The sequence below is a fragment of the Rahnella sp. CG8 genome, assembly GCF_023701875.1.
Lineage (GTDB): Bacteria > Pseudomonadota > Gammaproteobacteria > Enterobacterales > Enterobacteriaceae > Rahnella > Rahnella aceris.
This window is the reverse complement of record NZ_JABAED010000017.1, coordinates 114,346-128,909: the sequence shown is the minus strand read 5'-3', so window position 1 is coordinate 128,909 and position 14,564 is coordinate 114,346. Positions and strand designations below refer to the sequence as shown.

Genomic DNA, 14,564 nt, shown 5'->3' with positions numbered 1-14,564 from the left:
TGTTTTTTTTCCGGCGGCATTATCGCCCCGGCTAAATCGGTGGCGGGATTATGGGTGATCAAATATTCCTGTACCGCGTAACGCATGATGCCGGTCATGCGTTGCTGTAACCGCATGGCCACTTCGAGGTGGCCTTTTTTCTCGGTGATGCGCAGGGGAACCAGCAAATCGCCGGCGGTGATATCAGTGATGGGGATCTGACCAATTCTGGGAAAGACGTGAAGCTCAAGTGACCGCAGGATGCGTCCGGCATGGACGTCTGACCAGCGGCGGTTCCGGCTATGCCATGCGCGGGCCACTTCCTCAAAGGTGTTGCCATTCTTTCTGGCCTGTTTTTCCCGCTGGCGCTTGAGTCCCGGATCGACGGCATGACTTAAATCAGCGCGAGCCTTCGTTCGCAGTTCACGCGCCATTGCCAGAGACACGGCAGGATAGGGGCCGAAGGCCAGTTTCTTCTCTTTGCCGTCATAACGGTATTTCAGGTACCAGAGTTTGGAGCCAGAAGGACTCACGAGCAGGTACAAACCCTGGCTGTCACTGAGCTTATAAGATTTTTGCAGCGGCTTGGCGTTGCGGATAGCGGTATCAGTAAGAGGCATTTGGGGGCTCCGATGCTTATCGAACCAATCAGCCCCTAATTAAGCCCCCAAAAAGAGCGGATGTCAAAAGACCCCGCTATACGTCTGTATACAGCAGGGCCTGTTTAACTTACTGATTTTTAGCAGTTCACAGACGTATACGGAAGTCTATGGACTAAATAATGGTGCCCGGACTCGGAATCGAACCAAGGACACAGGGATTTTCAATCCCTTGCTCTACCGACTGAGCTATCCGGGCAACGGGGCGCATTAAACCGTATCGGGCATGTGCCGTCAACGGCTTTTTGTGACAACCGCGGGGTTCGTCAACCGACTGATGCTTTTTACGACAATTTGACGATTTAACTTAGGGTTCAGGCCGCTTACCCCGTTCGTACCCGGCAATAATCCCGAAAAGCGCGGAAATTCCGGGCGTAATCAATGTCGCATTCTGTAAGAAATTCGCGCAATGTTCAGGGTTGAACAGGGGGGTAAAAGATGCCATTATTGCGCCGATTTATTAAACAACTCTGATCCCGTTTTCACGCGACAGCTCAAGAGGGTTGCGGCATGGCTGGTTTATCACATCGCACTGTTCGTCAGTGCACAAACAATCTGATGATGATCTCCGGGTGCTGTAAACACCACGATTTCAGTTTTCCTCCATTTGTAGTCTCTTTCATGCGGTAAGGCTACCGTTTGCTCGCTGTCAGGCATTATTAAAAACAGAGAATAAAACAGAGCAGTTCTCTGATTTTAATGTTGTCTATCAGACGTGGCCTGGCCTGAAACCCGATTTGTCACCACTTTGCCATACCGGCATTGTTCTGTTGCACTCGATATCTCGCTTTAGCCAACGTCATTTGCCGGGCTGGACTCTGCGCTCTATACCTTTAATGACGTATGCGCCAGCTCATTGCCGTGCCACCTGGCACACCCTCTTACTTAACCGTTTGAGAGCCTGAATGAAACACTTAAAACTTGCAGCAAGCGCTTCCGTCGCCCCTTATCTCCAGACAGCACGTCTGGTCGTTGACCTGCGTCGCGCCGATTACGCGGACGTTGCGGCCATCATTATTTCTGTCGGTGACCTGAACCACGGCAGGCTGGCGGATATTGAAACGCTGGGATTTGGTATTCCCGCGTTTGTTGCGGTGCAGGGTACAGAGCAGATTTCACCTGAGTTTCTGCCGTTGCTGAAAGGCGTAATCACGCTATCGGACGCCAATCAGGCATTTTATGCCGCGCAGATTGAGTCTGCCGCACAGGTTTATGAAGAAGCCTTATTCCCGCCGTTTTTCGATACGCTGAAAAAGTATGTCGAGATGGAGAACGCCACTTTTGCCTGTCCGGGGCATCAGGGCGGCGAGTTTTTCCGTCGTCATCCGGCAGGGCGCCAGTTTTATGATTTCTATGGCCCGAATATTTTTCGCTCCGACATGTGTAATGCGGACGTCAAACTGGGCGATTTACTGATCCACGAAGGTTCAGCGAAAGATGCCCAAAAGTATGCGGCTAAAGTCTTCAGCGCGGATAAAACGTATTTCGTGCTCAACGGCACGTCTGCGGCCAATAAAGTCGTCACCAACGCGCTGCTGACCCGCGACGATCTGGTGCTGTTCGACCGTAATAACCACAAATCAAACCATCACGGTGCGCTGTTGCAGGCGGGCGCTACGCCGGTTTATCTCGAAACAGCACGTAATCCGTTCGGTTTTATCGGCGGCATTGATGCGGCTTGTTTCGATGAAACTTATCTGCGAGCACAAATCAAAGAAGTGGCGCCACATCGCGCGACTGAAAAACGTCCGTTCCGCCTGGCGATTATCCAGCTTGGTACTTATGACGGTACCGTGTACAACGCGCGTCAGGTGGTCGATAAAATCGGTCATCTGTGTGATTACATCCTGTTTGATTCCGCGTGGGTCGGTTACGAGCAATTCATCCCGATGATGAAAGAATGCTCGCCGCTGCTGCTGGAGCTGAACGAAAATGACCCTGGCATTATCGTTACGCAGTCGGTACATAAGCAGCAGGCCGGATTCTCGCAGACCTCGCAGATCCACAAAAAAGACAATCACATCAAAGGCCAGAAGCGTCATTGCAGCCATAAAAAGCTCAACAATGCGTTTATGATGCATGCCTCGACCAGCCCGTTTTATCCGTTGTTTGCCGCGCTTGACGTCAATGCGCGCATTCATGCCGGTGGCAGCGGAAAACACATGTGGATGGAGTGCGTGAAGCTTGGCATCGAAACCCGCAAAATGCTGCTTGATCAGTGCTCGATGATTTTACCGTTCGTTCCTCCAACCGTCGGCGGCAAACGCTGGCAGGATCATGAAACCAATGAAATGGCCAACGATGTGCGTTTCTTTGATTTTGTGCCGGGTGAACGCTGGCACGCCTTCGACGGTTATGCCGAGAAACAGTATTTCGTTGATCCGTGCAAGCTGCTGCTGACCACGCCGGGCATTGATGCTTCCAGCGGTAAATACACGGAGTTCGGCATACCGGCGACCATTCTGGCGAACTATCTGCGCGAGAATGGCATCGTGCCGGAGAAATGTGACCTGAACTCGATTTTGTTCCTGCTTACCCCGGCGGAAACACCGGCCAAAATGCAGTTGCTGGTGGAAGAGTTGGTGCGGTTTGAGCAATACATCGAAGAAGATGCGCCGCTCAGCGAAGTGCTGCCGACGGTGTATCGCAAAAACGAAGACCGCTACCGGAATTACACCATCCGCCAGCTGTGCCAGGAAATGCATAATCTCTACGTCAGCTTTGATGTGAAAGAGTTACAGAAAGAGATGTTCCGTGAGAGGAGTTTCCCGAAGGTAGTGATGAATGCGCAGGATGCGCATAACGAGTTTATTCGCGATAACATCGAGCTGGTGGCAATTGGTGATGCCGAAGGCCGTATCGCTGCGGAAGGCGCGCTGCCATATCCTCCTGGCGTGCTATGTGTCGTGCCGGGCGAACTGTGGGGCGGGGCGGTTCAGCGCTATTTTATGGCGCTGGAAGAAGGTATCAATCTGCTGCCGGGTTTCTCCCCAGAATTGCAGGGTGTGTATATTGAGAAAAAAACGGTCGGCTGGAAGCGCGTGATGGGGTATGTGGTTTCTGCGTAATTTGCTGTAAAAAATAAATTATCCGCTTGCTGGTTTTCAAATAATGGGGAGGCAATAACCTCTCCATTATTTATGATATTGATATGCTTTGTGAATGTTTTATTGTTTCAAGTATTGCCATTAATATAAATAGTCTGTGTTAGTTTGTTTGATTATTTGTTTGTGTTATTAATTACAGAGAATAATTCGTTTTTTGTATGCTTTGTGTGATATTAATTGTACGTGTTATTTTCATGTTCTTCCTCTCAACTTTCAAATCAAACTTGTTTCCAGATGTTGCTTTTTACTTTCCGTTCCTATAAATTGCCAAGCTTACTTCAACTGTTAAAATAAAAACTCCATGGAAAAGGATGTTAACGGGATGTACGGATTTTTATTTGTCACCCCTATCATTTGTTTTATTTTTTTACTGGCGGCCAGGGCTGTAAGTATTAAATTAAAACTGGTCGACAAGCCTGATTACAGAAAAAAACACAGCAGTAATATTCCGCTGGTAGGCGGCATTGCTATCTATCTCACGGTGGTAGTAATAAATTTACTTTTTTTTCCTTCCGTTGCGCACAATAATGCTTTTCTGATGAGTAGCTTCCTTCTGGTTTGTATCGGTGTTCTTGACGATCGCTATGCTCTTTCAGTATTTCTTCGCGTGATTGTTCAGGCGGCAGGTGCAATTATCATTATGTCTGACGGCGTATATATTAGCTCTTTCGGCAATTTGTGGAACAATTACGAGCTTAGGTTGGGGATCTTAAGTTTCCCCGTCTCATTGCTGGCTGTCTGGGCATCAGTTAATGCTTTCAATATGATAGACGGAATTGACGGGCTGTTAGGCGGGTTAAGTATTCTTTCATTTACGGGATTGGCAATCTGCTTTGCTGTGGCAGGGAAAATACCTATGGCGCTGTACTGTCAGCTTTTTATTGCGGCAATTGTTCCTTTCATTATCCTGAATGTCAGCTGTTCCAGGTTGAAAGTTTTTATGGGAGATGCGGGGAGTACATTCCTTGGGTTTACGGTTATCTGGGCTATCATGCTGGCCACCGGGGAATATAACGCCGTGATGGCACCTGCAACCGCAATCTGGTTGATCGCTGTCCCACTGATGGATCTGGTTGCGGTGATGTTTGGGCGTCTCATCCGAAGACATTCTCCTTTCAAGCCAGACAGAACGCATCTGCACCACTTGCTCATAAATTATGGTTTCTCCAATAAAAAAACTCTCAGTATTATTCTTCTTGGCTCTTTTTTGATGAATGCATTTGGTATCGGATTAAATATTCTTAAAGTAAATGAACTGCTGTCTTTATTTTTATTCTGCCTGATTTTTGTCATCTATTGTTTTGTTCGTCACTGGCTGGCGATTCATACAAAATATTCAGAAGTCTCCCCCGGAGATGAGAATAATAATGAAACCATAGAAATATCAGTACAATAAACACGACGATAAACGATCTGTTATTGTCGTCGGCATTTATACTAATTTATAGATATGTTTAAATTCTGCTTTTTTTAAGCGGAGACTGGCTAATATTAAATTTTTTGTAAAGGACTTATTGGTGATTTTATTATTCTAATGGATGTCTACAACATCCATGGGCGGTAGCGTGAAAAAATACTCAATGCTATCGCAATATTTATCGATCCCTAAATTGAGTAACAATATTCCCTCCAGACTCCTTGTGAAGATTTTGCTAAAAACAACACCATTAAATCTACTCCCCATGAAAATAAACGGTTAAAACGTTATGAAAGTTAAGATTGTTACTATTCCACTCATCATATTTGTAGTATCGCTTTGTGGATGTTCGTTATCGCCTGGTATCGGTATAAGTACTTCGGGTAAAAATGTCGTGGAAGAAAACGGCCCTTATCAGGATATTAATGCAATGGTCGATATTTATCCCATCACGCCTAAACTGGTGGAGTCACTTGTTCGTCACCCTGCCATTGCGACAGTCAACAGCGACCTTGATTCACGTGTTAACAAGTACCAGTACTATGTTGGCATCGGCGATATATTAACAATTACGGTATGGGACCATCCTGAACTGACGACACCTGCCGGTCAGTATCGAAGTGCCGGCGATGCCGGGAACTGGGTTAACGCCGAAGGTGCCATATTTTACCCTTACATAGGGATGGTCAACGTGGCAGGCAAAACGACCTCTGAAATTCGTCGTGATATTACCGCCAGGCTCACCCAATATATTCAATCGCCGCAGGTCGATGTCAATGTTGCGACGTTCCGCTCGCAGAAAGTCTATGTCACCGGTGAGGTGGAAAAATCCGGTCAGTTACCTGTCACTAACGTTCCCATGACCATCATGGACGCAATTAATCTGGCGGGGGGATTAAGTGAAAATGCGGACTGGAATAATATCGTGTTGTCGCATAATGGCGAGAAATCTCTCATTTCACTGCAGTCTTTAATGAAGCATGGAGATATGCGGCAGAACCGTTTGCTTGAGCCGGGAGATATCCTGTATGTCCCGAGAAACGACGAGCTGAAAGTGTTCGTGATGGGCGAAGTGAAAAAGCAAACGACACTACGCATGGATCGTAGCGGCATGACACTGACCGAAGCCCTCTCTAATGCTGAAGGCATGGATCCGTTAACGTCGGATGCCACAGGGGTATTTGTCATCAGAACCCTGAAAGGGGATGCTAAAAAGAAAATAGCGAACATCTACCAGTTGAATGCAAGCGATGCTACGGCACTGGTGCTGGGAACCGAATTCCAGCTTGAGCCTTACGATATTGTTTATGTGACGACAGCTCCGCTGGCTAAATGGAACCGTATTATCGGACAATTATTGCCAACCATTACCGGGGTTCATGATCTGACGGAAACTGCCCGTTATATTCGAAACTGGTAAGAAAAGGTGATATTTAATTCTATCCTGGTGGTGTGCGTGGGGAATATATGTCGCTCACCGATTGCCGAAGCCTTGATGAAACAATGTCTGCCTGAAAAAAATATACAGTCGGCAGGCTTGTCTGCGCTTAACGGACAAAGGGCTGATCACATGGCAAAAATGGTGGCTGAACGCCACGGGATATCACTGGAAAATCATAAGGCGAAGCCGTTCACACCAGAAAGGGGTAAGGAGTTTGATCTTATTCTGGTGATGGAGCGGACGCATATCAATGCCATCACTCATTCTTTACCCGAAATCAGAGGGAAAATTATGTTGCTGGGCCACTGGAATCAGCGGAAAGAAATTCCTGATCCTTATGGAAAAGATATGGAAGCATTTGATTATATATTCTCTCTTATAAAAGAGTCAGTATCTGGCTGGAAGGCTGCTTTAAATTATCAGGGTTTAAAATGATTGGAAAAATGACGGGTCAGTCAGGAAATAAATGTATCCCGGACGAGTTTGATTTACGTAAAAATATGGGCGCTATCATTGATAAAAGATACATTATTATTGTGATTACCTTTATTTTTGTCTTTATCGGTTTGTTATATGCCTTTTTATCATCTCCGGTTTATCATGCTGACGCTTTAGTTCAGGTCGATCACTCAGGTGAAATCGACATGATGAGTAATATCTCGCAATTATTGCCGGCGAAATCGCCTGTTTCTGCAACAGAAATGCAACTGGTTACCTCCCGGGCAATCCTTGGAGAAACGGTTGCTAAACTGAATCTGGATACTGAAGTTCGTTTTATCAGTTTCCCCATCATTGGAGAGGCGATACGACGTTACTCACAGCCTGGAGTACCGCGGATCGCGGTGGATATCTTTGAGCCACGCAGAGGTGTTATCGGAGGTTCTTATACGCTTGAAATTCTCAATGATGCTGAGTATCAGATAACGTCACCGTCCGGTACTACCGTATCTGGAACGGCAGGGAAGATGCTGGAAACTCCTGAATTTCGTATTGAAGTGAACGAAATACATGCTCTTAAGGGAGATAAGTTTTCTGTTACCAAAGTTGAAACACTCAAGGTCATTGAGGAGTTACGAGCCAATGTCAACGTCATCGATCAGGGCAAAGATACCGGTATTTTGACTATTAGCTACAATGGCAGGGATCGTAAACAAATTAAGAGCATCCTTCAGACAATCATTGATTGCTATGCTCGTCAAAGTATTCACCGAAAAGCGGAAGAAGCGGAGAAAAGTCTGGGATTTATTAAGAGTCAGCTTCCGCAGGTAAAAAACAATCTCGGAATCGCGGAAACGAAATTAAACGCCTTCAGAAGCCGTAACAATTCCGTAGATTTACCGATGGAAGCAAAATCAACTCTCGATAGCATGGTGCAACTCGATGGTCAGATTAATCAGCTTATCCTTAAAGAAACCGAAATTTCAAAGTTATATACAACACAACATCCGGCTTATTTAGCATTGATTGAAAAAATCCAGGTTCTGAAAGATGAAAAGAAAAATCTGAATGAAAAAGTCAGCACCTTACCTCTGACGCAACAGGAAGTCGTCAGATTGACGCGTGATGTCCAATCGGGTCAGCTCGTTTATATGCAGTTGTTGAATAAGCAGCAAGAACTTAAAATCAGCCAGGCAAGTACTATTGGCTCTGTCAGAATTATCGACAGTGCCGTCACAGGATTAAAACCGGTTAAGCCTGATAAAGTCCTGGTAATATTTATCTTTGCTTGCCTGGGATTGATTTCATCAGTTGGATTTATACTGGCACAGGTCTCATTACAGCAGGGTATCGACTCCGCAGAAATACTTGAAGATATCGGACTTAATGTCGTTTCAAATGTGCCTCTGTCAGAGTGGAGGAATAATCACTATTCTCATTCTATGAGTGATACTCGGCCTGTTAGTTTGTTAGCACTTGAAAAAGCATCAGATATTGCGATAGAAGCTCTGAGGAATTTAAGAACCAGTTTGTATTTCTCGATGATGGAAGCTCGTTCAAATGTGTTGATGATCTCCGGTGCCACTCCGGAGGTAGGGAAAACATTCATCAGCTCCAACCTTGCAGTGGTAGTGAGTCAGGCTGACAAGCGGGTCTTATATATTGACTGTGATATGCGAAAAGGATATGCGCATCGGATCTTCGATATTAAGAACGTCGGGTTAACCGATGCGATTACGGGTTCAATCACGTGTCAGGAAGCTGTTCAGAGTACTAAAATCCCCGGACTGGATATTATCACTCGCGGGAAGTGGTCAAAAAACCCTTCAGAGCTTTTGCTGCGTAAGCAGTATCACGATCTTATTCATTGGGCATCAGATAATTATGATTTCGTCATACTTGATGCGCCACCAGTCCTTGCGGTAAGCGATGCCGTTATTATAGGTAGGTATGCAGGTATTTCTATGCTGGTCGCTAAATTTGAGCAGAGCACAGTGCGTGAAATAGAATCCGCAATCAGAGTATTTAACAGAAATAATATTGATATTAATGGAGTGATACTCAACGCAGTAGTTAATAAACCTTCAGGATTTTATAACTATGGTAAAAAAGAAATATATGAATATCATTCGCCTGAAACATGAGAGTTTACCACTGAGTTTTGATATTGCAGGGGTTAACAGAGATTCTTATTTTTGACAATCAAGACTGAATCACGATGCTTATCATGCCAGTTAGTGAAAAATAATGAAAAAGATATTCAGTGATAGTATTATTTATGTCGGTGGGGAACTGATTGTAAAAATCTTCCCCTTCCTTCTTCTCCCTGTTCTCTCACGTGCTTTAGGCCCTGAGCAGTATGGGAAAATATCCTTATTTAATGCCTATGTCGCGGTCTTCTTTGTCTTCATTGGACTAAACACATCTGCCGCAATAATTAAGTACGAATATACGCAAGAAGATTACAACTCGGCAGACTATTTCTTCTCCTCTGTCATTATATCATCCGTTGCCTTTATCCTTTGCGTTGCTGGGGTATATGCTTTTTATCCGAGTGATATAATTATTCTTGCCGCGATTGCGGGATATTTTCAATGTATTTATACAAGCCTCGTATCGATTAATCAGTCCAGGAAAGAAGCGAAGAAATACATGACTGCTCAAGTCCTTAATGCAGCAATGTCATTCGTTATCACATTATTGTTCCTGTACTGTTTTAAGGTGAGCTATGAAATCAGGGTTTACGCGATTATTCTTGGTTTCCTGATTTCAATATTTATTTCTTCATGGTCCAACAGAAACTGGCTGAAGCAGGCCGATTTTTGTTTTGATACCGTTAAAAAAACATCATCACAATTGCTACTTTTTGGTATTCCACTCATTATTCATAATATGAGCTTTCTGGCCCGGTCAGGATTGGACAGGATTATGATCAGTAACTATTTTTCCAGTTCCACGCTGGGAAATTACTCTGCATCATTTCAGTTAAGCGTAATTATTACTGTGGTGCTGATGGCCCTGAATAAAGCATTAACACCTCACCTGTACAGTCAGTTGAAAAATAATAAAATCAGCCGTAAACACTTTACACTGATCTTCGTTGGGTATTTTTTTATGAGCACACTGGTAACCATTGTGGCACAGTTAATTCCCGAGGGAGTATACAATCTGGTGGCGGGTGAGGAGTATAAGGACGTTAAACGATTTGTAGTCATTATGGTACCTGCATTTTTATCGCAGGGGTTCTATCTGATTATGGCATCGACTTGTTTTTTTCATGGGAAGAGCAAAGCAATTTCTTATTGTACTTTTACAGGTGGGGTTATCCATTGTGTTATATTATTCTTGGTCTGTAAGTTTATGAACGTGTTTTCTGTACCATGGGTATTGTTTTTCTCAAATAGTTTTGTTGCTTTGCTGATGTATATAACTGTGTTCAGGCCTGTGACAGAGAGCGACCAGTGAGGTAACAGTGAATATTAATTTTAAACGTGGTGTTATTTACCTTTGTTTGATGATGCTCACTTCTGTAAGTATAACACATCTTATTTTTGATGCCCGTGATGCTGCAGGCGTGGTGATTTTTACTTTGACCGCGTTGAGCATTCCCGCGATTACCATTCCAGGAGCCCGGTATAATTATTTGATCATTGCGGCATTACTATTTTCTGCTATCTATACTTTTTATTGTATTAATGTTTTTAATATTTTCCCCGGAATAGATGCCGTACGATATTATAATTTTTTACTGTCAAATAATTCGCTGGGTGAAATTTTATCCGGTGCTGTGGCGAGAATGGCCACAATGCATGAGAACGGCATGACTGAAGGGCCGGGATCCTTCTTTATTTTCGGGGTGCCAGTTCAAATATTTTATAGTTTGATGCCTGCCAAAGATCCATTTTATATTGTTATTTTCAATTGTATGTTTAAATTGATGAGCATCGCGGCAATGAGTCGATTATTTTCTAATGTGAGTTCAGTTGATTTTCGCTGTGTTCTGATATCCCTGATTATTGTTTCTCCGACGTTTAATTATTTTTCTTCAGTTTTTGGTAAAGATATATTCATTCTCTTTCTGACAATCCTTCTGGCTTTGGCGTTAGTCGATTTTTGTAAGACGCAGGGGAAAGTGATGCGATTATTAAAGGCCGTTGTGATACTGATGCTGGCTGGCTATTGTTTCCTGCTCCGACCCTATTCTCCCGTAACGGCACTTCTGTATGTGGTTTTTACTCTGGAATATTACCGGGCAATGAAGTTCATCACGTTAGGGGCTTTTTTTATTCTCATGCTGGCCGCATTTTTCAAATCTATTCTGCTGATTATTAACTGGCCAATGATTTTTGCTTTTATGTATATGGCCCCTAACCCTGCGCAGTGGATGAATTATGAAGGGTTTACATTACTACCTGCGCTCTGTGTCATTGTGACTTTAGTTCTTCTTATTATCAGGACAATAAAATATACCACACTCATTTTGGACTCCAGACTGATGTCATCGATTATGTGTGTCCTGATTTATTCTGCCGTAATGACGTTGGTTGGGTTCTACGCTATCCGTACCGATTATACTTTTGGAAGCGTGGGGGATGCCGTTTTCAGAAAACAATTGCTAATTATGCCACTGGTTATTTTCTCCATATTGCTTTATTTAAGAACCTACGCCTCAGGGACATCAGATGAAGAAAATTAAAGTTGTACACCTGTTAGGTCAATTGGATATCGGTGGGATTGAAAGCTGGCTTTTTGATTTTGTGATAGAAACCTCAGGAAGTATTCAACACACCTTTATCGTCGATAAGCCCCATAAAGGGTTTTACGAAGATGCTTTATTAGCTATGGATTGCAAAATAATACATATTCCTTCTTATAAAAAACCGCTGAAATACCTGGCTGCCTTATTCTCCGTTTTCAGGAATAACAAATATGACGTCTGTCATAGTCATGTCAGCTTCAATAATGGTTTCGTGGCGTACATTGCTAAAAGGTGTGGAATAGCACGGATTATTTCCCATGCTCATTCAGATCGAACGCTGTACTACCAAAATGCTGGTCCGATAAAACGCATTGAAATTAGTTTCAAAATTCTCCTGGCTAAGCGTTATTCAACCTGTTGCGTCGCGGTAAGTGAAGATTCAGCGCGTTGCCACTATAAAACAGGGGCGCCTGTGGTCAATATTATTCCCTGTGGCAAAGATTTCCATCGTCTTGTGTCTACTGCTCCCACCAGCCTTAAACATGATCTGGGCATTGCTGAAAGCACGTTCGTATTGGGAACCGTCGGGCGAATGGAATCCGTCAAAAATCACAAATTCCTGCTTGAAATACTGTCGCAATACCGGGATCAAGATGTGTGTTTACTGATTGTAGGTGAAGGAAGTTTGCGAAAAGACTTGCACAAAAGGGCCGTGGAGCGGGGTCTCGCTGACAAAGTTATCCTGACCGGCGCAAGAAATGATGCATTGTTAATTTTACGCGATGTTATGGATGTGTTCCTGTTCCCGTCGCTGCACGAAGGTCTCGGGCTTGCGGCTATTGAAGCTCAGGCTGCCGGATTACCGGTCATCGCGTCCTTGCACGTTCCGCGGCTTATTGATGTGACTGAGCGTATTTCCCATCAGTCACTCAGCGATCTCTGCGCATGGATGTCAGAGATTGATGTATTGATGACTCAGTCAGCAACGAAAAAAATCAATACTGATGTAATAACAGGGCGCTTTTCAATCGGGCAGAATGCGACAGAGATATTGAGGTTATATGCCTGAAAATATTAAAACTGGCCGTGCGTCTTTTCGTCGCTGGCGGGGAGTTATTCTCGTTTTATGTGCCATAACGTCTCTTTTACCGCAAATTTTCCGCGCTTATCTTCTGGATGTCTTCTCCGGTTTTCCCGGAAGAATCGGGGTAGGGATCCGTTATATTCTTATTCGTACGCTGGTAAAAACGTGCGGAGAGAATGTCTATATCGGACGATGGTGCGTATTCAAAAATCCGCAAAACCTCTCACTGGGTAGTAATATCAGTTTTCATGAACGCGCTTATGTTGATGCTGCCGGAAATATTTCTGTGGGCAGTGATGTATCGTTTGCACATTCTGTTTCGATCATCTCCTTTGAACATCGTTACGAATTGTGCGGACAGCCCTTTAAATATCAGTCGCTCGACCTGAGAAATGTTTGTATTGCTTCAAATGTATGGGTGGGATGCGGAGTAAGGATCCTGGCAGGTTCGGTCATTGATTCTGACGTCGTGGTAGCGGCGAATTCTGTTACCAAAAAACACCTTACGGCGGGGGTGTATGCTGGATCCCCTGCAATGAAAGTTAAGGAATTACCATGAAAATGGTTTTTGCGCATGACCACTATTTTATTCATCACGATGAGAAAGTATATTCTCCTGGTAAACTTCCTTATTCTGCTTTTGCCCGGTATTTTCATCATTTTAATGAAATAATAGTTTTATCTCGTTATAAAAGTGATTCCTCATTTTCGCCGCACTGGACTCTGGCCAGCGGCGATGGAATGGTTTTCAAAAAAATAGAAAATCATTCCTCTTTGAAGTCTGTGTTATTACCCTCCCGTAAAAATGTCATCGCAATTAAAGAGGCTCTCAGGGGCTGTGATGGCGTTGTGATCAGGTTACCCAGCGAAACAGGTCTTATTACCGCAAAGCTTGCGCGGCAGATGAATATTCCTTATGTCGTTGAGGTGGTCGCGTGCCCATGGGATGCGATGGTCGGATACGGCTCATTGAAAGGATTACTCTATGCCCCGGTATTAACCTGGCGAGTGAAGCAGGCGATTAAAAAAGCCTGGGGTGCTATTTATGTGACAGGCAGTTTTTTGCAAAAACGCTATCCCAACAGACATCATGTAGTGTCTGCTTCTAACGTAGAATTATTGCCGACTTCGGCTTATGTTCTTAATCAAAGGCTGCATAAAATCACTGCGTCTTCCAGCGGGCCTTTCAAAATAGGTATGATTGCTTCTCTTGACAGTCCACACAAAGGTTTTAATACCCTTTATCAAGCAATTTATCGGCTAAAAAACAGAGGCTTTTCGATCGTTCTTGAAATCACGGGTGCGGGAAGTAAATTCAAGAATATTAAAATGATTGATGAATTATCCCTGCGTGACAATATTATTTTTTCCGGACCAAGGACGCTGGGGAAAGACATTTTTTCATTTCTTGATACTGTCGATCTCTATGTGCAGCCGAGTAATCAGGAAGGGTTGCCACGGGCTGTGATAGAGGCCATGTCGCGAGCCTGCCCCGTGATCACCAGTTCCGCCGGAGGAATGCCTGAGTTATGTCAAAGCGAATATTTGCATAAGCCCGATGATGCCAATGGGTTGGCAAAAAACATTGAGAAATTACTGAATAACCGTCAGGAAATGTTAATGATGGCGCACTACTCGTTTAATAAGGCGCGTTTTTATCAACCTGAGTTATTAGAAAGAATTCGCTTTGATTTCTTCAGCCACTATAAAGATTATTTGCTTTCCCGCAGGAGCGCTTAG

At 44.1% G+C, this 14,564-nt stretch carries 11 protein-coding genes and 1 tRNA gene; 10 read left to right on the top strand and 2 right to left on the bottom strand.

What is annotated here, in order from left to right; all coding sequences use genetic code 11:
* Both HGO41_RS16800 and HGO41_RS16795 read right to left on the bottom strand, forming a co-directional pair.
* Nucleotides 1-599 (bottom strand): tyrosine-type recombinase/integrase (locus HGO41_RS16800; protein ID WP_250981241.1); only part of this gene is annotated, 599 nt, incomplete at its 3' end.
* A gap of 162 nt (nt 600-761) precedes the next feature.
* A tRNA-Phe gene (locus HGO41_RS16795) sits at nt 762-837 on the bottom strand.
* A 706-nt stretch (nt 838-1,543) separates the two neighbouring features.
* On the opposite strand from HGO41_RS16795, the gene speF reads away from it, so the two are divergent.
* The 10 genes from speF (at nt 1,544) to HGO41_RS16745 (ending at nt 14,564) form a co-directional block, all read left to right on the top strand.
* Nucleotides 1,544-3,706, top strand: coding sequence for an ornithine decarboxylase SpeF (gene speF, locus HGO41_RS16790; protein ID WP_013576854.1), 2,163 nt, complete (start codon nt 1,544-1,546; stop codon nt 3,704-3,706).
* Between the two features lie 340 nt (nt 3,707-4,046).
* Nucleotides 4,047-5,141, top strand: a complete 1,095-nt coding sequence (wecA, locus tag HGO41_RS16785) for a UDP-N-acetylglucosamine--undecaprenyl-phosphate N-acetylglucosaminephosphotransferase (RefSeq protein WP_223509105.1) — start codon at nt 4,047-4,049, stop codon at nt 5,139-5,141.
* 310 nt (nt 5,142-5,451) lie between these two features.
* A complete protein-coding gene (locus HGO41_RS16780) occupies nt 5,452-6,582 on the top strand; it encodes a polysaccharide export protein (RefSeq protein WP_131638316.1) in 1,131 nt (376 codons plus the stop codon).
* Between the two features lie 6 nt (nt 6,583-6,588).
* Complete coding sequence (locus tag HGO41_RS16775) at nt 6,589-7,038, top strand: low molecular weight protein-tyrosine-phosphatase (protein WP_081925130.1); 450 nt, start codon at nt 6,589-6,591, stop codon at nt 7,036-7,038.
* Nucleotides 7,035-9,185: a polysaccharide biosynthesis tyrosine autokinase gene (locus HGO41_RS16770; RefSeq protein ID WP_112150899.1), complete on the top strand. Its 2,151-nt coding sequence runs from the start codon at nt 7,035-7,037 to the stop codon at nt 9,183-9,185. The genes HGO41_RS16775 and HGO41_RS16770 overlap by 4 nt, the downstream gene beginning before the upstream one ends.
* A 103-nt stretch (nt 9,186-9,288) precedes the next feature.
* Nucleotides 9,289-10,506: an oligosaccharide flippase family protein gene (locus HGO41_RS16765; protein ID WP_112150898.1), complete on the top strand. Its 1,218-nt coding sequence runs from the start codon at nt 9,289-9,291 to the stop codon at nt 10,504-10,506.
* A 7-nt stretch (nt 10,507-10,513) separates the two neighbouring features.
* Nucleotides 10,514-11,737, top strand: a complete 1,224-nt coding sequence (locus HGO41_RS16760) for a hypothetical protein (protein ID WP_250981240.1) — start codon at nt 10,514-10,516, stop codon at nt 11,735-11,737.
* Nucleotides 11,724-12,809, top strand: a complete 1,086-nt coding sequence (locus HGO41_RS16755) for a glycosyltransferase (protein WP_250981239.1) — start codon at nt 11,724-11,726, stop codon at nt 12,807-12,809. Before HGO41_RS16760 ends, HGO41_RS16755 begins: the two co-directional genes overlap by 14 nt.
* Complete coding sequence (locus HGO41_RS16750) at nt 12,802-13,383, top strand: acyltransferase (RefSeq protein WP_112197162.1); 582 nt, start codon at nt 12,802-12,804, stop codon at nt 13,381-13,383. Before HGO41_RS16755 ends, HGO41_RS16750 begins: the two co-directional genes overlap by 8 nt.
* Nucleotides 13,380-14,564, top strand: a complete 1,185-nt coding sequence (locus HGO41_RS16745; RefSeq protein WP_250981238.1) for a glycosyltransferase — start codon at nt 13,380-13,382, stop codon at nt 14,562-14,564. Before HGO41_RS16750 ends, HGO41_RS16745 begins: the two co-directional genes overlap by 4 nt.